Here is a 20,579-nt window from a genome sequence, read left to right as displayed (position 1 = left end):
TGGATATGAAAATATTATTCGTTTTATTAACTTTCTAATATCCTTGCATCGTCTGATTTAATTGATCTGCTATTTGTGCAACTTTTAAACCGGCTTGTTCAATTTCTTTTAAAATGCTTGTAAAATTAATCATTTCTTGGTTGGTACGCTCATTTTGTTTCTTGCTTGTCTCGCTTGCTGTTAGAATTTCGTCAAAGCTTTTTACCGTATCTTGGACATTCTGATTCGCTGACAAAGTTTGAGAATTTACATTGTTTATTTCGTTAACTACATTTTCAATTTGCTTTGTTGTTGTATCTACTAAATTGGTAATTGTACTCGACGACATTTTTGTTTGTTCCGCTAATTTTTTTACTTCGGTTGCTACTACTGAAAATCCTTTTCCATGTTCTCCAGCTCTTGCTGCTTCAATAGCGGCATTGAGTGCTAAAAGATTCGTTTGTTCAGCAATGGAAGTAATGACTTCAACGATGCTTCCAATTTCCCTAGAGTTTGTTTCCAACGAACTGATACTCGATTTAATTCCAAATACACTATCTTTTAAGATAGCAATTTGGTTAATTACTTGATCTAATTGATGTCTTCCCTTTTGTGAAATCTCAGTTGTATTAATGGATGAATGTAATCCTTCCTCTAATTCAGACTTCATGCTTTCTGAACGGACTATGACATCTGCAACGGATGAGCCGACTTCTTCTGACATTGCGGCCAACTCTTCCGTTATTGTCCCAATTGTTTGCTTGATGTTTTGCTTGGCATTCATTTCATGCATGGCGGCTTCTTCATTCTGCAGTTCTTGTAAAGCTGATAATGAAAGTTGTGTTTCTAAATTGAATATCTTACTAAGTACGTTAGAAGCGAGTGCTAGACTATCTTTATCCTCTTTGAACGCTTGTTTTAAAATATCGTGTATGTTGTTCATTAGGAATTGATTTACACAAAGGTACCATTTTATTTCGACACCAACCTTTAAATAATATTTTCCAAGTTGGTATTTCATCTCAGCAAAAGCATCATCAATTTTTCCATCAAAAAAACCAACAACGTATTTTTGGGAGCGCTCTAAATCAAGCCCAATCGGAGTCATATCGACAACTTTACGAATTCCTTCAATAGAATGGTTGTAAATGGGGTTATAAATTTTCTCGATATTCTCTTGAATTATTGGTTGTAGAGCTTTTGCTACCGCTAGATCTTCTATAGTTAGGTCAATGATGGATATCTGCTGTAATAAACTTTTGTGTTTACGGATATCAATTCTTACATTTTGTATATGTTTGTCGCTTTCCTCTTTCAAGTAACCAGCTGCTTGTTTTTTTGCAAAAATACTCATGACTATTACCTTCTTCCAAAAGTGTAAGATAAATTCTTTTTAAAGCTATAACAATATAATAATCGACATAATTACCTAAAGTTTTATAGAAGAAAGGTAAGTAGATAAAAAATTGTTATTATTTAACAAAGTCATGGATATCTTCCATAAGCTATAATAAAGTGAAATAGTAGAATTTTTTGTATTTTTAGTGATACATACCGAAGAACCATGCCCTATTTCAACAAGAACAGGAAGATTAGCTATGATTAGTAATGAATTAATTCATCGTCGAAATTCAATATTATTTGTTTTGATAAGTGTTTTTTATTTCGTGCAAGTAACGGTTAATAGTTTCATTGAAGGATTAGCAAGTATTTTCCCTCCAGCTTTTTTATTTACCGTTTTTGGCATTCTTCTGATACTATTCATTCACAAAAAAGTAAATCCCAAAATAACTATGTATGTAATGGTCAGCTGTATGTATATCTATATCTATTTCTTACTGACTGATTCTCCGTATTTAGTAAATTATTTATTCATGTGGCTAGCTTTACCTCTAAGTGCCATCTATCAAAATTCTCGATTGGTAGTGATAGCAGGTATTGCTTCTATCATTCTTACATTTTATTCTTTCTTTTATCTTCATAATGAAATTTTTCCGAATGTCGTAAAGGAGGATTTTGTTTATCTTGTTTTGTTTGGCTTATTTACTACAGCTTTTCTATTAACTTTTATTCACAAGATAAAAGAGGCAAACGTTAAGCTCCAGAAATTAGCGTATCAGGATCCTTTAACTGGGGCAGCAAATCGGTTACTACTCAAGGAAAAGTTTGATTTACAAAAAGAATTAAAAGTCCATTCGATCGCACTATTATTCATGGATATGAATGGATTTAAAAAAATAAATGATACATATGGACATGAAATAGGGGATCAATTATTAGAGGGAATTGTTTCAAGGGTAAGTGGTGTACTGAGAGAGACGGATTTACTTTGTCGATTAGGTGGAGATGAATTTGTGATTTTAGTATCCAATATCGACAATCTAATACTAGAAAGTTTATCGGAGCGTATTCAATTTGCTCTGGATAAGCCAATCGTCTTGGATCATCTAATGATAAGTGTTTCTGCTAGTATGGGGTGGGCCTACACTACTGATGTTCCCCATGCAAATTTAGACAATATGATCAAAATTGCAGATAGAGCCATGTACAAGGACAAGGGAAATGAACTGATTGCCAGTCACATCTAGGAAATGAGAAAGAATTAAAAGGAGTGAAAGAGCTATGAATAATAATCCTAGCTCTTTTTAGCTCTGATTAGAAGTGGTGCATGAGCAAGTACAATAAGCAGCAGCATCGTACCTCGTGCTAAGTCTAATGAAGCTGCACGTTTTTTTCCTTCATTTGTTCTGTTACTTTTAGGAACTGACATATTGAACTTCTCCTCGGTCTTCCAATAATAAAAACTCTAACTTTTACTTTTAAAATTAGTTAGGAATTTAGATTTTGTCAAATAGCTGAAGAAAGTAGATGTTCGATAACTAGAAGCGGTAAGTCTACAAATATGTTTACATGTACACATTCAGTAAACGATACGTGTACATTTCTGTATACATGTAAACAATACCGTGTACATGTTGAATATATGGGATGTAAACGAATTTGTTACCAAAGATTACGGAAATGTCTACAAATAGCCGCAGTTTACGAGGTGTTTACAGTTGTATTTCTTTTAGGTAAACCTCATTGAAGAATAGAGTAAACTCTTATAACCTTTAATTAGAACTAAAGGATTTTACAAAATTATCCTTTAAAATCTAATAATAAAATGAAAAGGGATGATTACATGATTAGCTCTCGAACTGCAGCTGTAGATGTTGGTAATGACTCCATTAAGGCAATTTTTGGTGAAGTAGAGTACGAATTAAATATTCCTAATATTGTTGCAAGGGATACAGAAGATCGTCCGGTTATTGGAATAGAAGAACTAGATACTAAAAATCCGCTAGAAGGAATTCATATCAAGGTGCACTCCCCTGCATTAAAAGAAAATAATGCCATCTATCGAGTAGGTAATTTGGCAACAAAGAGCAGCAATGCCACTGAATTAGATCCAGGCAGTGCTAAATCGGAGGAAGATCAAACATTGATCATGCTTTTTGCTACGCTGGCGCTAGATGCTGTTAACGAAAAAAATACGAGTAATTTCCCACGAACAAAAAATGTAATCGATGCAAATTACACATTAGGCACTGGACTTCCTCTACGCGAAGTGAAGGAAGGAAAGGATGCTGGCTACCGCTCAAAATTGGTAGGCTCCGTCCATCAGGTGGAGTTTCTGGTTACACCGAAATACCAGGGATTGAAAGTGAATATTAAATTCAATGAAGTGAAGATTTATCCGGAAGGCTTTGCAGCTTATATAAATCTTGTAATGGATAATCAACTTAAAATTATTAATAAAGACTTAATTGACAAACGAATTATTATTCAGGATATAGGTGGCCTATCGACAGATATAGCGGTCATTAAGAATCGAAATGTAGATGACGATAAGGCTCAAGGATTCAACCTTGGCGTATCGGAATCATTGGAAGCCATAAGAGAAGAAATTAGGTCGAGACACGGCATTGAATTAGACAGCCGTCGTGATGTGGTTGAAATTATCACAAGAAAAAATGATCGTAATCACATTATGGTAAAAGGAAGTCGGACAAGTGTTCATGATATTACAGATCGCATCTTACTGGAACTAGCTAAAAAACAGTATCGCTTATTACGAAATGTATGGCAGAAAAATTCGCAAACAGAAATCTGCTATTTCGTTGGCGGTGGAGCAAATGTTTTAAAGGAATACATTAAGACGTTAAATAATAATCTAGATGGTTATAATATCGATTTCTTTGAAGATGAAAAAGAGAGCATTTGGATGATGGCCAATGCGTATTATAAACTCATTAATGATTTTATCAGAAAGTCAGAAAAGCATAAGCAATCCCAAGAACCTGTGAAAAATTAGGGTGATTATATGAAAAGTGCGAAGGAGAATGGGATTAAGAGAGGCCAAGCCATTTCATTTCGAATTCCTTCCGATACGCCTGACCATCTTTTAAGGCACTTACAAAAGCTAAAGGAAACGGAGAGAAGGAATTTTTCGAGTAAAATGGCCGAGTTTGTACTTCAAGGTGTCGGACAATCTTTTTCGAAGGAACGGGAAACAATCACGATTCCTCTTCCTCATAAACTAAGTAAATCACAGCGGAATTGGTTAAAGCATGAGCATTCGGAGGCCTTATTGGGAACAATTATTTACCAACTATTAATGGATCCAGTTCGTGCCACGGCTTTGCTTGCATCATTAAATAGCAGCTCCTTAGATATAAATGAAGCCTTGTATTTGCAAGAAGAAGTATCCCATGCAGAGCCTAGTATGGAAGAAACATACCCCGTGGAGGACATTGTCGATCCTATTGAAGAAACAACTGCTTCGATTGATTTAGAAACAATAGATGATTTAGACGCGTTTGATTGGGAAAGGGCGACACAAAACCAAAGTGATGATAAAAATGAGCAACATGAAGAAAATGCAGAGTTTGATCTAGACAGTCTGCTAGGGGATTTTCTTAATAAGATGAATAAGTAGTATCATAAATATGAAGTCCGCATTGTTAAAAGCAGCAATGCGGATTTTTGTCTTGCAATTTTAAATTTGAATTTTAAAAATAGATGGATACTAACAGAACTTTCTTCATATTAGACTCGTATACAGGAGTAAATAAAATTTTTGGGATAGGAGCAATCGCGACGATTTTAGAGAAAAATTACGTTTAACATCTAAACTTAGGAGGTTCAAGATGAAACAACTTTATATAAAACAAAAGGTCTTTAGCTTAAGTGGGAAGTTTACTGTCAAGGATCAGCAGGAGAACGATGTGTATTATGTAGAGGGCAGTTTTATGCAAATTCCAAAGACTTTCTCTCTTATGGATACATCTAGAGCTGAAGTGGCGCTTATAACGAAAAAGGTGTTTAGCTTTTTGCCAAAGTTTTTTGTCGAGGTGAATGGTAAAGAAGCGGTAACCATCAAGAAGGAGTTTTCTTTTTTTAAGCCACGCTATACGATTGAGGCAGCAGGAATTGAGGTTCGGGGTAACTGGTGGGATATGAATTTTGAGATAGTACAGAATGGAGAAGTAGTCGGTAATGTGAGTAAAGAATGGTTCACGTGGGGGGATAGTTACAAGGTCCAAATAATCGATGAGGACATGGAGGCTATTATAATAGCACTCGTTGTTGCCATTGATTGTGTAAAGGCGGACCAAGGAGCAGCTTCTTCAGCAGCAACTATTTAATATGACATGGCCTATTCAAGCAGATCTTGAATAGGCTTGTTGTCTTTATTAATTATTATCTGTTGCTGTAAAGTCATATTCCATTTCAATTGTTCGCTCTAGAATTTCAAGGATTGATGCGACTTCTTTTGCTATCTTCATTTGTTGAGCGTCTTCGCTATGAAAATTTTTTAGAGCTATTTGCTGACGTTCGAATGAAGAGCGAGTTAAATCTTCTTTTAGAATTTTATAACTGAGCTCACTTAAAAAATCGCGATAGACTGGACTAATAAAAAAATAAAAACGCATACCTTGTACAAAAATATATTCCCCCTGCTCATTTGTAGTAACCTTTAGTTCAAAATTCTCCGTATTATATGGAAGCTGCGGCTGTGGTTCCATTGGCTCAAGTGGTTCAGGTTCTTTTTCTGCTAGGTCATTCAAGTAGTTTTCAGGGAGTCCGATTAGCTCTTGATATTCCTTTATAGCCTCTTCAACTGGGTAATCATTTTCCTCTAAGCCTATACTTTTATCTAACATCTCTTGTTTAAGTGATTCATATTCTTTGTTTACTAATAAATAATATTCTATATACTCCTACTCTGTAATTTGTAGTTCAGCAAACATCTTATCGTAATAGGCCTTCAAATTTGTATTCTTCATATCATACTCAATGGTCATTTTGGCAAACTTCCTTAAACTATCAATTCGCTCTTCATCTATTTTATAACCAAATTTATCCAAATAATGAAAAAGGGCAAATTTTTCGATCGTCTCATATAAACTAAAGAATTCAACTGCCTCCTTTGTGTACAAAGAAGAATCCCGATAAAATAGTTCATATTTGGTAATTTCCACTGTCCGATCATCATACATGCGAAAATCTACAGATGCGGGCTCCGGTACCGTTAATTGCTGCGGTTCTTCAGTATTTAGGAAGTCTATTATTGATTTGACGCTAACTATAAAAATGAACAACGCAGCAACCACTATCAACGCTTTTATGTATAATTTTTTTGATTTTACCTGTTGTTTATATAGCTTCATTTTCTCCCCCTCTTCCTATTAAACAGAATTAGATAGATTGAGTATTTAAAATATCCAAATTTTGTATCTTTTAATTTTAATATAGAAAGATGGAATGTACATCTATTTAAATTCTTTGAGAGAGAAGTTTTAATAAAAATACAAAAGGCCAATTCAAGGTTATTTCTTGAATTGGCTCAAGTGTAAAAGTCTTCAACATTACATTTCTTTTGGAGCTTTAATCCCTAATAATCGTAAGCTTTCCTCTAGAATGATGGATACAGCATAGGCAACTATCAATCTCTTTTTTTCCAATGAATCATTTGTTAAGAATTTCGTATTTGCATAATATTTATTGAAACTTCTTGCTAAAGACAAACTGTATTTTGCAATGATTGCCGGGCTTGATTGCGTAAAGGCTGTCTCTATAACCGTTTGGAAGGATTCGATTAACTTAATAATTTCCCATGCCTCTTCGTCAAGGTAATTTAAATTGCCGTCTGATAGAGTAAATTTCCCTTTAGTTAAAAGTGTTTGAATACGCGCATTTGTGTATTGAATATAAGGACCCGTTTCTCCCTCGAAGGTTACCATTTTTTCAATGGAAAACTCGATGTCGTTCATGCGGTCATTTTTTAAATCGTTGAAAATGACTGCGCCAATGCCGACTTCATTTGCTACGGTTTCTTTATTTGGAAGGTCGGGATTTTTCTCTTCAATATTTTTCTTAGCAGCTTTAATCGTCTCTTTTAAAACATCGGCAAGCAAGACTACTTTCCCTTTACGAGTAGACATTTTCTTTCCGTCTTTTAACATCATGCCAAAAGGGATATGCTCACAGTTATCCGCAAACTCATAGCCCATTTTCTTAAGAACAGCAAATAATTGTTTGAAATGCAGAGATTGTTCATTACCGACTATATACAATAGTTTTGCTGGCTGATAGACTTTGTGGCGGTAAATAGCAGCAGCCAAGTCTCGTGTTGCATATAACGTGGCCCCATCTTTTTTTGTAATTAAACAAGGGGGCATATTTTCTAGCTGGACAACCATCGCTCCATCAGACTCTTTAAGTAACCCATTTTGGGTAAGCTCATCTACGACCGGCTGCATTTTGTGGTTATAAAAGGCTTCGCCATGGAAAGAATCAAATGAAACTCCGAGCATATGATAGATTTGTTCAAATTCCTTTAATGAAGCTGAGCGGAACCATTCCCATAAATCCATTGCTCCTGGATTACCTTCTTCCAGTTCTTTAAAAGCGTGACGAGCCTGCTCATTTAGTGCTTCATTGTGTTCAGCCTCATCATGGAATCTCACATAAATTTTCAGTAATTCTTCAATTGGATTTTGTTCAATGGCTGCTTTATTTCCCCATAGTCTATAGGCAACAATCAACTTTCCGAATTGAGTGCCCCAGTCACCTAAATGATTAATGCGAATTGCATCATATCCTTGTTTTTCGGAAATGTTTGCTAAGGCGTTTCCAATTACAGTTGAGCGAAGATGACCCATTGAAAATGGCTTTGCAATATTTGGTGAAGAGAAATCTAAAACAACTGTTTGGCCATTTTTTGGTTTCGCCCCATATTGATCTTTTTCAGTAATTACTTTTCTCATGACCTCTTTTGCAAATTGTAATTGATTGAAGAAGACGTTGATATATCCATTTTCCACACGTACTTCTTTTATAAAATCTCCATGGATTTTTTCTGCGACTTCTTTTGCAATTAAGGCAGGTGATTTCTTAAATTTCTTTGCTAACGTAAAACAGGGAAATGCCAAATCACCTAACTCGGAATGCTTAGGTGTTTCTAATAAACTTTCTATTTCGCGAGCTGAGTAACTCTCTTCCAATGCAATTGAAATAATCTCTGCAAACTTTGTTTTCACCGTCATAACCTCCTTAAAATAAAAAAAGCCCTCGTCTCTATATACAGAGACGAGAGCATAAGTTCCCGTGGTACCACTCTAGTTGCCACAAACCAATCGGCCGCTTTTTCGTTGTTAACGAGGTGCCTTCCCCGGTTTTCTCTACAGCTTTCGTTTCAAGAAACTTCTCCAAAGTACGTTTCATCAATATTTCCAGATTAGGCTCCCACCAACCCTAATTCGCTTTGCCGTTCTTATTGATTACTCTCTTTTTCACAGAATTTTTGAAAATTAAATTATATTGATTTTAACCAATCGTTTCTAAAATAGCAAGGAGATAAAAGACCTGTATCTAAATATTGCAAATATCTTTGAAGGGGATCAAATTCCTTCTGGCAATTTCTAATTAAGGGATGGCTCTGAGTTTCCTGTTTTTTTACATGAAAGGTGGACTTACATTTTTCCACCTTGGCATTCTCCTACTTGAAAATTCTCAGATGGTGTATAATTTACTTTAATTATTGATTTGATGAGGGTAGGAATAGATAGATTATGAGTAATGGAATTAATGCTAGGGATGTAGCTAAACTTGCAGGAGTATCACAATCTTCTGTCTCGAGAGTATTTTTTGGAGGGGCTACCGTTTCGGAGAAAACACGGAAGAAGGTGCTAGCTGCTGCTGAGGAATTAGGTTATGTTCCGAATGAGTTTGCTCGCAGTTTAATTACGAATAAAACGAGATTGATTGGGCTTGTGATGAAGGGAGTTCATAACCCGTTCTATCCACAGGTATTAAAAGAATTCACGACGCATTTTAAAGAGCTCGGTTATAGTATTTTGTTTGTCCATACAAACCACGATGAAATACAAAAAGAGGATATCGAAATGCTGTTACACTACAATGTGGCAGGTGTTATTATTACGGACGCTACACTTTCATTGAAGGTTATAGCGGAGTTCAAAAATAATAAAATACCAGTGGTATTATTTAACCGAAAAGTGGAAGAACAAAACTTCTTTTCAGTAGGTACAGACAACTTGGTAGCGAGCCGTCAAATTGCCGAGTATTTAATAAAAAAAGGTTGCCAGGACATGGTCTATATTTCAGGGGTAAGAAACACGTCTACAAGTATTGAACGTGAAAAAGGTTTTTCAGAAATATTAATAAAATACAATGTGCCGTACCAAGTCTATCATTCCGATTATTCTTATGATGGTGGTTATAAAACAGCAAAGATGATTGTCCAAAATGGAGATGTTCCTGGCGCTTTCTTCGTGGCAAACGATATTATGGCATTAGGCGTTTTAGATGCCCTTCGTGAGCAATCAATTGAGGTTCCATCAGAAACGAAGGTGATTGGATTTGATAATATCGAAATGGCGGCTTGGCCAATTTATAATTTAACAACTTGGGAGCAACCAATTTCTCAAATGGCGGAAGAAACTGTGAAATACATCATTTCCGAAATTGAAGAATACACAGATAGAATCGGGAATATAGAGATAAATGGAGAACTAATCGAGAGAAAAACAACATAAGGGTATTGACATTTTCGTATTATCAGAATATTCTTGTCTTATAGCTTATTTGCATACGTATTCATAATGGATGGATACGTATATCTTTTAAAAGTTTTTGCATACGTATTCATTTATAAAGGAATGCTAATTTTATTATTTTAAATACGCTTTCAAGATAGTTGTGAAAGCGTATTCACAACTTAAGAGGAGGAATTAATAATGGTAAAGGTCATTAAAGCCGGTAAGTCAAAAGAGGAAGTTTCAAAGAATGATTTAGAAGTAACACAAATCGTAGCGAACGCTATTAAAGATATCGAAAATCGCGGAGACGGGGCAGTACGTGAGTATTCGGAGAAATTTGATAAATGGTCTCCAGAATCTTTCCGTTTAACTAATGATCAAATTCGTGAAATTGTAGCAAAAGTTCCGGAAGAAACAATTGAAGATATTAAGTTTGCTCAGAAAAATATACGTGAATTTGCTGAAGCTCAATTAGCATCACTTCATGATGTAGAAGTTGAAAATATTCCTGGTGTTATTTTAGGTCATAAAAATATCCCTGTAAGTAGTGTAGGTTGCTATATTCCTGGAGGACGTTATCCAATGGTTGCGTCTGCACATATGAGTGTTCTAACTGCAAAGGTTGCCGGTGTTAAACGCGTTATTGCTTGTACACCACCTATTAACGGTGAAGTACCAAACGCTACAATTGCAGCTATGTATCTAGCAGGAGCTGATGAAATCTATTTACTAGGTGGAATTCAAGCGATGGCAGCGATGGCGATTGGTACGGAAACAATTGAGTCTGTTGATATGATAGTAGGGCCGGGGAATGCTTTTGTTGCTGAAGCAAAACGCCAATTATTTGGCCGTGTTGGAATTGATTTATTTGCAGGTCCAACTGAAACATTAGTCGTTGCGGATGAAACAGCTGATGCAGAGATGATTGCAACAGATCTTCTTGGTCAAGGAGAGCATGGTCCAACTTCACCAGGTGCATTAATTACGACATCGGAAAAATTAGCACAAGAAACTATCGAGGAAATCGAAAGACAGCTTCAGATATTGCCAACAGCTGATGTTGCACGTGTATCTTGGGAAGACTATGGTCAAATTTTAATAGTTGATAGTTTAGAAGAAGCGGTAGTAGAAGCAGATAAATTAGCGTTCGAACACGTGGAAATTTTAACGGAAAACCCTGATTATTTCTTGGAAAATATGACGAATTATGGGTGTCTATTCTTAGGGCCAGAAACAAACGTAGCTTATGGTGATAAAGTTATCGGTACAAACCATACGCTCCCAACAAAAGGTGCGGCACGTTATACTGGCGGTCTTTGGGTTGGAAAATTCATCAAAACAGTAACCTATCAGAAAGTAACAGAAGAAGCTTCTGCTTACATCGGAGAATATGCGGCACGTTTATGTCAGCTAGAGAACTTTGCAGGACATGCAGAGCAAGCCTTATTGCGTGTCCGTAGATATGGAAATAAAGAATAGTATCATATAACTATTAAGGGGTGAATAGATGGTGTTGGGGTTTATTGGGTTATTTGGTGGATTAGCATTACTGATCTATCTATCCATGAAGGGGATGAACTTACTAATTGCAGCTCCGCTTTCGGCGTTGTTTGTAACAATTTTAAATGGTTTACCATTGTTTCCGCAGCTTGCTGAAGAAGGTGCGGCAAACTTTTTAACGAACTATATGACCGGGTTTTCGGGCTTTATTGCCTCATGGTATTTAATGTTCTTGACTGGTGCTATCTTTGGAAAAGTTATGGAAGATAGTGGTGCAGCTGATAGTATATCAAAATGGATAGTTTCAAAAATTGGGATGAAACGTGCGGCGTTAGCAGTTATTATTGCCTGTGCTGTACTTACCTACGGTGGAGTAAGCTTGTTCGTAGTGGCATTTTCAGTATATCCAATGGCACTTAGCTTATTTAAGGAGGCGAACTTGCCGAGAAGGTTTATTCCAGCGGCACTTGCCTTTGGTTCAACTACTTTTACAATGACTTCAGCAGGGTCACCTGAAATTCAAAACTGGATTCCAATTGAATTTTTAGGAACGAACGCTTATGCAGGTTGGCAGGTTAGTTTAATTGTGGCTGTATTTATGATGATCTTTGGCTATTGGTGGTTAACGAAAGTCATACAAAGAGCTGTTAATAAAGGTGAAACATTTATTGAAAGAGAATCAGATCATCATGAGGTTAGAGAAGCATTACCAAATCCATTGCTTAGTTTAATTCCTTTAATTGTGGTCTTGGTAATTTCATTTATCTTCCATGATTCTTTGAAGCAGTCCGCATTGATTATTGCATTAACAAGTGGAAGTATTGCAACGTATTTAATTAATCGAAAGTACTTTACAAATGTTGGAAAAGCGATTACGGATGGTACAATTGGTGCGATTATTGCGATTGCCAACACATCTGCAGTAGTAGGATTCGGCGGAGTAGTAAAAGCTACATCAGCATTTGAACAATCCGTTGCTTTTATGACGGATATTCCCGGCAGTCCTCTAATTGGAGGGGCACTGGCCGTAGCGGTTATAGCCGGCTTAACCGGTTCATCTTCAGGAGGGCAGGCGATTGCCTTACCATTACTAGCACCGCACTATCTAGATTTAGGTGTTAACCCTGATGCCTTACACCGAGTTGTTGCCATATCCTCTGGTTCCCTTGATTCACTTCCATCAGGAGGGTATGTAGTGACAACCATCCGATCTATTGCAGGAGAAACCCACAAGGATGCCTATCCAATGTTTGGTGCATTAACCGTGGTTGTTCCAGCAATCGGAACAATTCTAGCCGTTATCTTGTTTTCAATCGGATTATAGAAGTTAAATACCCAACAAACGAATTTGTTTGTTGGGTATTTTGTGTTGAGAGCTATATTTTTGAACTCGAACTGAATATATTTAAATAAAACCAAATTCAACCTCATAAATACCTTTTAAGTTAATAAATAATGTAAATCTTCTAACCGATATATCTGTCGTGATACGATAAAGAGAGAAAGAAAGCATTTTGGGGGAAACGTTATGGGTGTAGATAAACTGAGGGACCAATTAAATCAGAAACAACCTCTATTTATAGGAGAGGATACGGCTTTTCGTTCGGCAGTGTTGATTCCGTTAGTTCAGGTAGAGGAAGAATGGCATGTTCTTTTCGAGGTTCGCTCGCTTAAGATGAGAAAGCAACCTGGAGATATTAGTTTTCCTGGCGGTAAAATCGATCCGACAGATGCATCTCCCGAAGAAGCAGCCATAAGGGAAACTCATGAAGAATTAGGGATTAAAAAAGATTCAATTGAAGTAATTGCAAATTTAAGTCCATTTGTCACTTCTTCTTCATTTGTCGTCTATCCGTTTGTAGCTGTTCTTCATGCCGATTCACTCGATTCTTATAATAAAGACGAAGTAGAGAAAATATTTACTGTACCACTAAAATGGTTATTGAATTATGAGCCATATTGTCATTTGGTATCAGTGGAACCAAGACCTTCAATCGATTTTCCATTCCATAAAATCGTGAATGGAGCTAAGTATCAATGGAGAGCACGTGCCATCGAAGAATGGTTTTTTGATTTTGAAGGCTATACCATATGGGGACTGACAGCTCGAATTCTAAAATATTTTATCGAGCGATTGAGATGAAAGTAGAAGGATCATTTCATTTTCTGGAAAACCTAAAAAATCTTTACTTCTAAAAATGAGCTAAGGATTTTTTAGGATTTTACTTTTATATCTTTTTCACTAAACCTTCTATTCGCTCGACTACTTCAGTTAAAGTATTCATAGCCAGTGGAAATGTCATTTACTGTTTTATAAATTCGGTTGTTATTAGTGGATTAATTTCTCAATATTTTCTTCGCTTTAGCCTGCGCATATTTTCCGGAGTTATTACAATACTAAATCTAGATAAACGTCGTGTTATCGAATCTCTTTGAAGGGAAGATGCAAAATTGGCTAAGCACTCAGATACAAGTTGGAAACAAGACCATCCAAGTACGTTGTTTAGTAACTCTGTTCAAAAAGCAGATCGTGCAGTAAAACAAGCGATGTCCCATCCTCAGGAAATAGCGGTTGAGCATGCTTTCAACTCAATAGAACATGCAGAAAATGCATTCCAAAATGCTGTTCAAGTTAACGAGCATATGGATACTGTTGAACAAAATAAAGAGTTTTTAGAGCAAGCAAAGCAACAATTAAATGAAGTCAAAGAAATTGTAGAAGAACAGTAATAATTCAACTCCCGTATGGCATAAAGCTACGGGGGTTTTTTAGTGTTTCCCATTTAACGCATATTATAAAGAAATCTTTGTAAAGAATAAGTATTTAGGAAGTATAAGTAGATTTTGAAGTAAGGAGAAATTAAACTCGGTAATCTTTTTAAGGGAAATGGTCCTTGTTATATCGATTCCATTACATTTTCTGAAGAGATTTAGAAAATTTTGGATGGATTTCTACAAAAAGATGAAATTTATAGAAAGAAGCTTCCTAAGTGATTTGTTATTAGTTAAACTGTAACTATTATTTTTTCATCTTAGAAGACAGCCGGAGGAATCTTAAATTCTATGAAAGAACAGCATAAAGAGCAAATCGTTTATATTGATTTTTTGAGGATATTTGCTGCTTTTGCAGTTGTCCTTTTGCATACATCTGCACCGTTATTAGTAAAAATAACTGAAAGCAACACAGAGCATTTCATTCAAGGGAATATCATAAATAGTGCGACTCGATGGAGTGTACCTATATTCTTCATGATTAGTGGTGCACTATTACTAAATTCGAAAAGAGAGTTCGATTTAAATTTTTTCCTTAAAAAAAGATTTAGCAAAATTTTGATACCATTTTTATTTTTTAGTATCTTCTATTTTTTAGTTTCCAGTCAGACAGTAGACATTCGTCATTTTATCGTAGGTTTAGCGAATAATGGAATAGCAACACATCTATGGTTCTTTTATGCACTAATCGCAGTATATTTATTTGCACCTATCCTGATAATATTTGTGAAACATTCAAATGAAAAAATTAATATCTATATATTGATCGTATGGTTTACCTTGTGCTCTATCGTTCCTTTTATTAATAGCATGATTCCCATTTTAAATATTAATAATTTTGGCGTATTTGGTACTTACTTAGGCTATTTTTTATTAGGCTACGTTCTATTTAACCGATCCTTTAAAAAAACTGAAAGACTTATAATTTATTTCATGGGAATCGTTGGATATTTAATGACCTTTATAGTAACCCATTTTTACTCTTTAAAAGCTGGCAGTTTTTATTCGATTTTATATGAATATTATTCACCGAATGTTTTATTCATGTCCATTGCCATCTTTGTATTCTTCAAATATGCATTTAATTTTAAAATGAAGCGTACAAAACTTCTGACGAAAATTAGTGCATTAACATTCGGTGTTTATTTAATGCATCCATTCTTTTTACAATACTTCCGTGAAAGCAGTTATCTTAATTTCTTGTACAAGGATCATTTAATAGTAACAACACCGTTTATCGCGATTCTGGTATTTTCCCTTTGCGTTATAGTGGCATTTATTATTTCTCTCATACCGGTTTTGAAGAAAGTAGTTTAATAAACAAAATGATATAATTGTTACAATATTAAAAAAACGGTTTGTCCATTAGGGCAAAGCCGTTTTTTTAAACTATTAGATTACTAATATCTTAGAGGAGTGAAACAGTTGGATTACTTAAATCATCCATTTCCATCGAAAAGACATACAGTTTTTGCGAAAAAGGGCATGGTCGCAACTTCACAACCCCTAGCAGCTCAAGCGGGGCTTGAAATACTTAAAAGAGGTGGCAATGCGATTGATGCTGCTATTGCTACTGCAGCAGCACTCACGGTTTTGGAACCTACTTCAAATGGAATTGGTGGGGATGCCTTTGCGCTTGTTTGGGTAAAGGGAGAGCTTCATGGACTAAATGCATCTGGCCCTTCTCCTGAACTACTAACTGCCGATAAAGTCAAAGCTCAAGGTTATGACATAATGCCAAAATTGGGGTTAACTCCAATTACTGTGCCGGGTGCTCCTGCTGCTTGGGCAGAGCTTTCTAAAAAGTTTGGTAGATTGTCTCTAGCAGAAACGTTAAAGCCAGCTATTGCTTATGCAGAGGAAGGTTTTCCTTTAACACCGATACTCGGGAAATATTGGAGCAGAGCATATAATGCCTATAAAAAGCTGGAAGGATCGGAATTTTCACATTGGTTTGAGACATTTGCACCCAATGGGCGTCCTCCTGAAATCGGTGAAATATGGAGTTCAAAGGGGCATGCTGAAACATTAAAAGCTATTGCTAGAACAGATGCCAGAGATTTTTATGAAGGTGAATTGGCTCAAAAAGTGGAGGAATTCATGATAGAGCATGGGGGGTTCCTAAGAAAAAGTGACTTAGCTTCATACCAAGTAGAATGGGTAAAACCAATTTCCACAAATTATCGAGGCTACGATGTTTGGGAAATCCCACCGAATGGTCAAGGCATGGTTGCCTTAATGGCGCTAAATATATTTGAAGAGCTAGAAGAGCCTAAATGGCAAAATGCAGATACATATCATCAGCAAATTGAGGCTATGAAACTAGCATTTACTGATGGACAGGCGTTTATCACAGAACAAAAGGAAATGCCTATCAGTGTTGAACGATTACTATCAAAAGATTACGCTTCAATCCGAGCAAATGAAATTCATGAAAAGGCAATTGATCCAAAGCCTTATGAATTGCCAAAGGGTGGCACAGTATACCTAGCTACTGCGGATGATGAGGGGAATATGGTGTCATTTATTCAAAGTAATTATATGGGATTTGGATCTGGTATTGTTATTCCTGGTACTGGCATCAGCTTACAAAATCGTGGAGCAGATTTTTCTTTGGATGAAAACCATCCGAACTATTTAAAGCCAGGGAAACGAACATTCCATACAATTATTCCAGGATTTTTAACGAAGGATGGAGATGCTGTGGGCCCATTCGGGGTGATGGGCGGCTATATGCAACCTCAAGGACACTTCCAGGTAGTCTCAAATACAATTGATTACTTGTTGAATCCACAAGCGGCACTTGATCTACCGAGATGGCAATGGGTTGGTGGAAAGAGGGTGCATGTGGAAGCGGAGTTTCCGAATTATTTAGTGCAGGCATTACAAAGAAAAGGCCATGAAATTGAAGTTCTGCCTGACGGTGGTAGCTTTGGACGAGGGCAAATAATTTGGAGAAATGCACAAACTGGCGTTTTAGCAGGAGGCACCGAATCAAGAACGGATGGAATCGTTGCAGCTTGGTAACTAGAATTGATTGAATAGTTGAAAAGTTAGGTAAAAGGAAATGTGAAATTTCGCATTTCCTTTTAATAATGAAAAAATACTTTATTTAGATGCATCAAAGGAAGATTTAATCCATCTAAACAAGGTATTTAGTATGCATAAGTGGGATCTATTCGCGCTACATTTGTTATCCTCCTAATAAACCCCACTCATCTAAATTCGGCTATTGTATTGGGTAATGGAAGGCATATAAAAAAGTAATAAATTCTTCAAAAGGAAGGGAAGACTCGCCTTCAAGTTCGCCATTTCCAGTCACGCTCGTATGGATTGATTTTCCCCAAATTTGAAGACTGTCATTATTTGGGTTGTAGAAATAAACACGTATGACGCCTGATGGATCTGTATCAATCCTTTGGATGAGAATAGCATGAGCCCCTAATACCTGACCGGAACGGTTATAAATCGTAATCCCTGCAGGCTGTGGAAGACCTTCATTGACGTTTGGGTTGTATATCGGATGATAGTAACGACGGAAATTCATTTGAAACTCTAAATCAGTATAAATATCTGAAAATCCAGACCATACGCCTATCGTATGAAATGCAGGATTAATCCATTTATGTGCATCTTGCCCGCGACCATCAGCCAATTTTAACAACTCAAAATAGATTGCATCCAAATGTGGTACTAACAGTAAGGAAATTGCATCAATATTAATGGTATCTTCTAGTGGGACGGGTGCAAGTGTCTTGGTCGAAATCTCTCTACCTTCAAAAGTAAAGGAGAGTGTACCTGTCCTTAAAAACTCATTCAATATTTTCAGGAGCAGAACCGGCTTCTTCTGAGCCCAATAACTGATGGCCCTTGTTGATTGGCATGTCGGATTAAAGCCTTGCCCAATCCCTAAAGGTGTTCCTAATATATTTAACACTTCGGATATTAGAACAGCACTTAAAGCATCTTTATTGGTCAATTGATGAACTGGAGAAAGAATGTTTGCGATTGTCTCGGAGGTAGGAGCTTTCATTAGTTCTTCCAATTCTTTTATGAGTTCAGGAGTAAAAATATCGCGTTGTAAAAAACGAAGTAATCCATAAATACTTCTTCTAGTTTTAATTGTAATGGAAGAATTAATAAGTGATGAGATTAGGGATAAATTCGCTTGTAAATTGCTCTTCGCTATTTCATCCACAGCAAGTAATTCTTTTAGCAGGTGTGGCTTCTCATTATTTAAATAATGTAATAATACAACATGGTAAGGAGAGGCTAACCCGGTTTGTAGCATAGTGTGACGAAATTGCGCTGCTTCTTTCGCTAATACCACATCATTGCACGTCTTTAATTTTTGCTCATAGCTTTCTAATGGACCCGCGGCTAAAACCGAGGGCGAATAGACAGCTCTTTCATAATCCTTTAGTTTTGGATTTGTTTCATCTAATCCTCCAGCTAACTTCTGGGCACTAGCGATGAGCTTTAGGATTTTATTGGTTACAATAGGCCTTTGAACAGCAAGATTATCAATCTCTTGGTAGAGGTTCTCAAAAACACGAGATGAAAAACAATGTTGTGAGATAAAATGCAAGAGCTCTGATGCCTGTTCGTCTTTATAGAGCTGCTTTACTCGATTTTCCTCTGTTTCCTTCATAATGAGCAAATCAATATTTAATGCCAAAACCTTCGTTAAAAAATCTGCTGCTTCATAAGAGGACATTTGGGGATGAACATAGTCGCCTCTTGCAATGGCAAGAATTCTTAAATCACTCAAGGACTCAGCAGCAGCTGTGGTACCCCCTGCATGAAGCGTTCCTCTAACTAAGGTAGCATCAAGTTTTTGAACGTCCTCCCAAGGCTTTCCTAGAAAAAGCCCTGATTGATCGAATAAAGGGGCATATTGATACAATTTATCTAAACCAATAGGCTCTTTAAGAAAATTCAAGGCTTCGGTCAAAACTGTTTCTTGATAGAGTTTTTTACTTAATAAGGGTACTTGTAACAATTGTTGAAAGGCTTTTTGAAATGCATTCTCAGATGAGAAAAGGTAAAGTCCCATAACTCATTCTCCTTTCCCGTATTTTTCCTATAAATTACAATTGACAAATTTGACGGTTTTTAAACAATTTTTGTTAATAACGGGAGAAATTGCATTATTATTAGAATATTTAATTTTTTGGTAAATGTACCAAGGAACGGTGAATTAATTTAGAAGAAAGTCAGTTCAAAATAAAAAAATCTTAGAGCAGATCTACTGAAGCTTTTAATATTGGGGAATAACATTGGAACTTATTTCGAAAAGGTGTTGATGGAACAGTGAATTTTACGTTGGGAACATTCCTAATAGATGAGGAATTGTTTTTATAAAAGAATGATATAACATGAATAACTTTTATTTACAATCGAGTATTATTTGGAAAAAAATAAATAAATGGTCCTGTATCCTTTTTCTTAATTGTTTGAAGTTTGTTGTCTAATGATGTCGTTACAATATTCATAATTTACCGTTCTTAAAAATTTACAAATTATTACTTTTATTTTGGGAAGATATCAGTTAGATTATAGATAGTTTCAAGATATTAACAGTAATTATAAATTACACTACTGAGAAATTCCAGATAATAGACCGCTCCCACAAAGAGTAATTTTACTATTTTTCCTTTTTCGATGGATAAATATTGCCTATTAACAAGAAGTGCGGGTTATTTAAATAACCTTACTGTATCTTGAATAACAACATTCCAAACAAAAGGGGTAACCTTTTTTTAGATTTACACAATTCACACTAAATCATTTGAATAATATGAGGTGAAAAAAATGTTTATTTTAGATATTTTAATCGACATTGCTTTTTCTATTTACACTTCCTTGGGCTTTGGAACACCTCAACATAAAATAAATACCAAGATGGATAAATTATCTAGCAACTATCCGGAAGTGTATCAGTTATATCAGCAACACCAAGAGGTATTTGAAACGAACAAGGAACTATCAAGTTTAATAATAGAGCATAAAATAAGAAAAAGTGAAGATAAGGAACAATTAGCAATTAAAATAAAAGAATTTTTCGCTTCATCACAATGGAGTTTGGCTAATGGGAAATAACCGGAATGGTACGCTCTATGGTTCAATTGAATATATTTAATTGGTAAAGTAAATGAAAAGATGACGCCTGTACATTCCAGACATCATCTTTTTTTTCGTTTAAGAGTAACATGCTAA

At 35.8% G+C, this 20,579-nt stretch carries 17 protein-coding genes, 1 pseudogene and 1 other annotated feature; of the genes and pseudogenes, 12 read left to right on the top strand and 6 right to left on the bottom strand.

The window, feature by feature from the left end; translation table 11 throughout:
• Positions 1 to 34: 34 nt before the first annotated feature.
• The gene (locus C1N55_RS20075; RefSeq protein ID WP_137730420.1) at positions 35 to 1,333 is read right to left on the bottom strand and encodes a globin-coupled sensor protein; all 1,299 of its coding nucleotides are present in this window, start codon (positions 1,331 to 1,333) and stop codon (positions 35 to 37) included.
• A gap of 244 nt (positions 1,334 to 1,577) precedes the next feature.
• Between C1N55_RS20075 and C1N55_RS20070 the strand changes: the two genes are divergently transcribed.
• Positions 1,578 to 2,567: a GGDEF domain-containing protein gene (locus C1N55_RS20070; RefSeq protein WP_137730419.1), complete on the top strand. Its 990-nt coding sequence runs from the start codon at positions 1,578 to 1,580 to the stop codon at positions 2,565 to 2,567.
• Positions 2,568 to 2,626: 59 nt separating this feature from the next.
• Here the strand turns inward: C1N55_RS20070 and C1N55_RS20065 are convergent.
• Positions 2,627 to 2,749: pseudogene (locus tag C1N55_RS20065) on the bottom strand (glyoxalase); the annotation flags it as partial.
• A gap of 414 nt (positions 2,750 to 3,163) precedes the next feature.
• Between C1N55_RS20065 and C1N55_RS20060 the strand changes: the two are divergent.
• The 3 genes from C1N55_RS20060 to C1N55_RS20050 all read left to right on the top strand — a co-directional run bounded on the left by C1N55_RS20060 (position 3,164) and on the right by C1N55_RS20050 (position 5,669).
• Positions 3,164 to 4,336 carry a ParM/StbA family protein gene (locus tag C1N55_RS20060; RefSeq protein ID WP_137730418.1) on the top strand — a complete coding sequence of 391 codons (1,173 nt, stop codon included), beginning with the start codon at positions 3,164 to 3,166 and terminating at the stop codon, positions 4,334 to 4,336.
• Positions 4,337 to 4,345: 9 nt separating this feature from the next.
• Positions 4,346 to 4,960 (top strand): hypothetical protein, encoded by a 615-nt coding sequence (locus C1N55_RS20055; protein ID WP_137730417.1) that lies wholly within the window; start codon positions 4,346 to 4,348, stop codon positions 4,958 to 4,960.
• A 211-nt stretch (positions 4,961 to 5,171) separates the two neighbouring features.
• On the top strand, positions 5,172 to 5,669 hold the full coding sequence (locus C1N55_RS20050; protein ID WP_137730416.1) for an LURP-one-related/scramblase family protein: 498 nt from the start codon (positions 5,172 to 5,174) through the stop codon (positions 5,667 to 5,669).
• Positions 5,670 to 5,717: 48 nt separating this feature from the next.
• Here C1N55_RS20050 and C1N55_RS20045 read toward each other — a convergent pair whose 3' ends face one another.
• The 3 genes from C1N55_RS20045 to argS all read right to left on the bottom strand — a co-directional run bounded on the left by C1N55_RS20045 (position 5,718) and on the right by argS (position 8,573).
• A complete protein-coding gene (locus tag C1N55_RS20045; RefSeq protein WP_137730415.1) occupies positions 5,718 to 6,188 on the bottom strand; it encodes a hypothetical protein in 471 nt (156 codons plus the stop codon).
• A 57-nt stretch (positions 6,189 to 6,245) separates the two neighbouring features.
• Entirely contained in the window at positions 6,246 to 6,695 is a 450-nt protein-coding gene (locus C1N55_RS20040) for a hypothetical protein (RefSeq protein ID WP_137730414.1), read from the bottom strand.
• 198 nt (positions 6,696 to 6,893) lie between these two features.
• Positions 6,894 to 8,573, bottom strand: coding sequence for an arginine--tRNA ligase (gene argS, locus C1N55_RS20035; RefSeq protein ID WP_137730413.1), 1,680 nt, complete (start codon positions 8,571 to 8,573; stop codon positions 6,894 to 6,896).
• A 36-nt stretch (positions 8,574 to 8,609) separates the two neighbouring features.
• Positions 8,610 to 8,832, bottom strand: a binding site (T-box leader).
• Between the two features lie 266 nt (positions 8,833 to 9,098).
• Here argS and C1N55_RS20030 point away from each other — a divergent pair.
• From C1N55_RS20030 to C1N55_RS20000, 7 genes are all read left to right on the top strand, one after another.
• Positions 9,099 to 10,085 carry a LacI family DNA-binding transcriptional regulator gene (locus C1N55_RS20030; protein ID WP_137730412.1) on the top strand — a complete coding sequence of 329 codons (987 nt, stop codon included), beginning with the start codon at positions 9,099 to 9,101 and terminating at the stop codon, positions 10,083 to 10,085.
• Between the two features lie 201 nt (positions 10,086 to 10,286).
• The gene (gene hisD, locus C1N55_RS20025; RefSeq protein ID WP_137730411.1) at positions 10,287 to 11,567 is read left to right on the top strand and encodes a histidinol dehydrogenase; all 1,281 of its coding nucleotides are present in this window, start codon (positions 10,287 to 10,289) and stop codon (positions 11,565 to 11,567) included.
• Positions 11,568 to 11,598: 31 nt separating this feature from the next.
• A complete protein-coding gene (locus C1N55_RS20020; RefSeq protein WP_137730713.1) occupies positions 11,599 to 12,912 on the top strand; it encodes a GntP family permease in 1,314 nt (437 codons plus the stop codon).
• A gap of 204 nt (positions 12,913 to 13,116) precedes the next feature.
• Entirely contained in the window at positions 13,117 to 13,731 is a 615-nt protein-coding gene (locus C1N55_RS20015; protein WP_137730410.1) for an NUDIX hydrolase, read from the top strand.
• 308 nt (positions 13,732 to 14,039) lie between these two features.
• Positions 14,040 to 14,318, top strand: coding sequence for a DUF2564 family protein (locus C1N55_RS20010; protein WP_137730409.1), 279 nt, complete (start codon positions 14,040 to 14,042; stop codon positions 14,316 to 14,318).
• A 333-nt stretch (positions 14,319 to 14,651) separates the two neighbouring features.
• A complete protein-coding gene (locus C1N55_RS20005) occupies positions 14,652 to 15,677 on the top strand; it encodes an acyltransferase (protein ID WP_137730408.1) in 1,026 nt (341 codons plus the stop codon).
• 108 nt (positions 15,678 to 15,785) lie between these two features.
• Positions 15,786 to 17,387 carry a gamma-glutamyltransferase family protein gene (locus C1N55_RS20000; protein ID WP_137730407.1) on the top strand — a complete coding sequence of 534 codons (1,602 nt, stop codon included), beginning with the start codon at positions 15,786 to 15,788 and terminating at the stop codon, positions 17,385 to 17,387.
• 202 nt (positions 17,388 to 17,589) lie between these two features.
• Here C1N55_RS20000 and C1N55_RS19995 read toward each other — a convergent pair whose 3' ends face one another.
• Positions 17,590 to 19,416 (bottom strand): hypothetical protein, encoded by a 1,827-nt coding sequence (locus tag C1N55_RS19995; RefSeq protein WP_137730406.1) that lies wholly within the window; start codon positions 19,414 to 19,416, stop codon positions 17,590 to 17,592.
• A gap of 758 nt (positions 19,417 to 20,174) precedes the next feature.
• Between C1N55_RS19995 and C1N55_RS19990 the strand changes: the two genes are divergently transcribed.
• Positions 20,175 to 20,462 (top strand): hypothetical protein, encoded by a 288-nt coding sequence (locus C1N55_RS19990; protein ID WP_137730405.1) that lies wholly within the window; start codon positions 20,175 to 20,177, stop codon positions 20,460 to 20,462.
• The last annotated feature ends 117 nt before the right edge of the window (positions 20,463 to 20,579 follow it).

Source organism: Lysinibacillus sp. SGAir0095 (genome assembly GCF_005491425.1).
Taxonomy (GTDB): Bacteria; Bacillota; Bacilli; order Bacillales_A; family Planococcaceae; genus Ureibacillus.
The sequence above is the reverse complement of the archived record's forward strand: the minus strand, read 5'-3'. Positions and strand labels throughout refer to the sequence as shown.

What these genes read in the sequence shown, in the direction of transcription:
- hisD (WP_137730411.1), top strand. Translation starts at nt 10,287, where the DNA reads ATGGTAAAGGTCATTAAAGCCGGTAAGTCAAAAGAGGAAGTTTCAAAG.
- C1N55_RS20060 (WP_137730418.1), top strand. Translation starts at nt 3,164, where the DNA reads ATGATTAGCTCTCGAACTGCAGCTGTAGATGTTGGTAATGACTCCATT.
- argS (WP_137730413.1), bottom strand. Translation starts at nt 8,573, where the DNA reads ATGACGGTGAAAACAAAGTTTGCAGAGATTATTTCAATTGCATTGGAA.
- C1N55_RS20015 (WP_137730410.1), top strand. Translation starts at nt 13,117, where the DNA reads ATGGGTGTAGATAAACTGAGGGACCAATTAAATCAGAAACAACCTCTA.
- C1N55_RS20005 (WP_137730408.1), top strand. Translation starts at nt 14,652, where the DNA reads ATGAAAGAACAGCATAAAGAGCAAATCGTTTATATTGATTTTTTGAGG.
- C1N55_RS20075 (WP_137730420.1), bottom strand. Translation starts at nt 1,333, where the DNA reads ATGAGTATTTTTGCAAAAAAACAAGCAGCTGGTTACTTGAAAGAGGAA.
- C1N55_RS20070 (WP_137730419.1), top strand. Translation starts at nt 1,578, where the DNA reads ATGATTAGTAATGAATTAATTCATCGTCGAAATTCAATATTATTTGTT.
- C1N55_RS19990 (WP_137730405.1), top strand. Translation starts at nt 20,175, where the DNA reads ATGTTTATTTTAGATATTTTAATCGACATTGCTTTTTCTATTTACACT.
- C1N55_RS20050 (WP_137730416.1), top strand. Translation starts at nt 5,172, where the DNA reads ATGAAACAACTTTATATAAAACAAAAGGTCTTTAGCTTAAGTGGGAAG.
- C1N55_RS20055 (WP_137730417.1), top strand. Translation starts at nt 4,346, where the DNA reads ATGAAAAGTGCGAAGGAGAATGGGATTAAGAGAGGCCAAGCCATTTCA.
- C1N55_RS20030 (WP_137730412.1), top strand. Translation starts at nt 9,099, where the DNA reads ATGAGTAATGGAATTAATGCTAGGGATGTAGCTAAACTTGCAGGAGTA.
- C1N55_RS20040 (WP_137730414.1), bottom strand. Translation starts at nt 6,695, where the DNA reads ATGAAGCTATATAAACAACAGGTAAAATCAAAAAAATTATACATAAAA.
- C1N55_RS19995 (WP_137730406.1), bottom strand. Translation starts at nt 19,416, where the DNA reads ATGGGACTTTACCTTTTCTCATCTGAGAATGCATTTCAAAAAGCCTTT.
- C1N55_RS20045 (WP_137730415.1), bottom strand. Translation starts at nt 6,188, where the DNA reads ATGTTAGATAAAAGTATAGGCTTAGAGGAAAATGATTACCCAGTTGAA.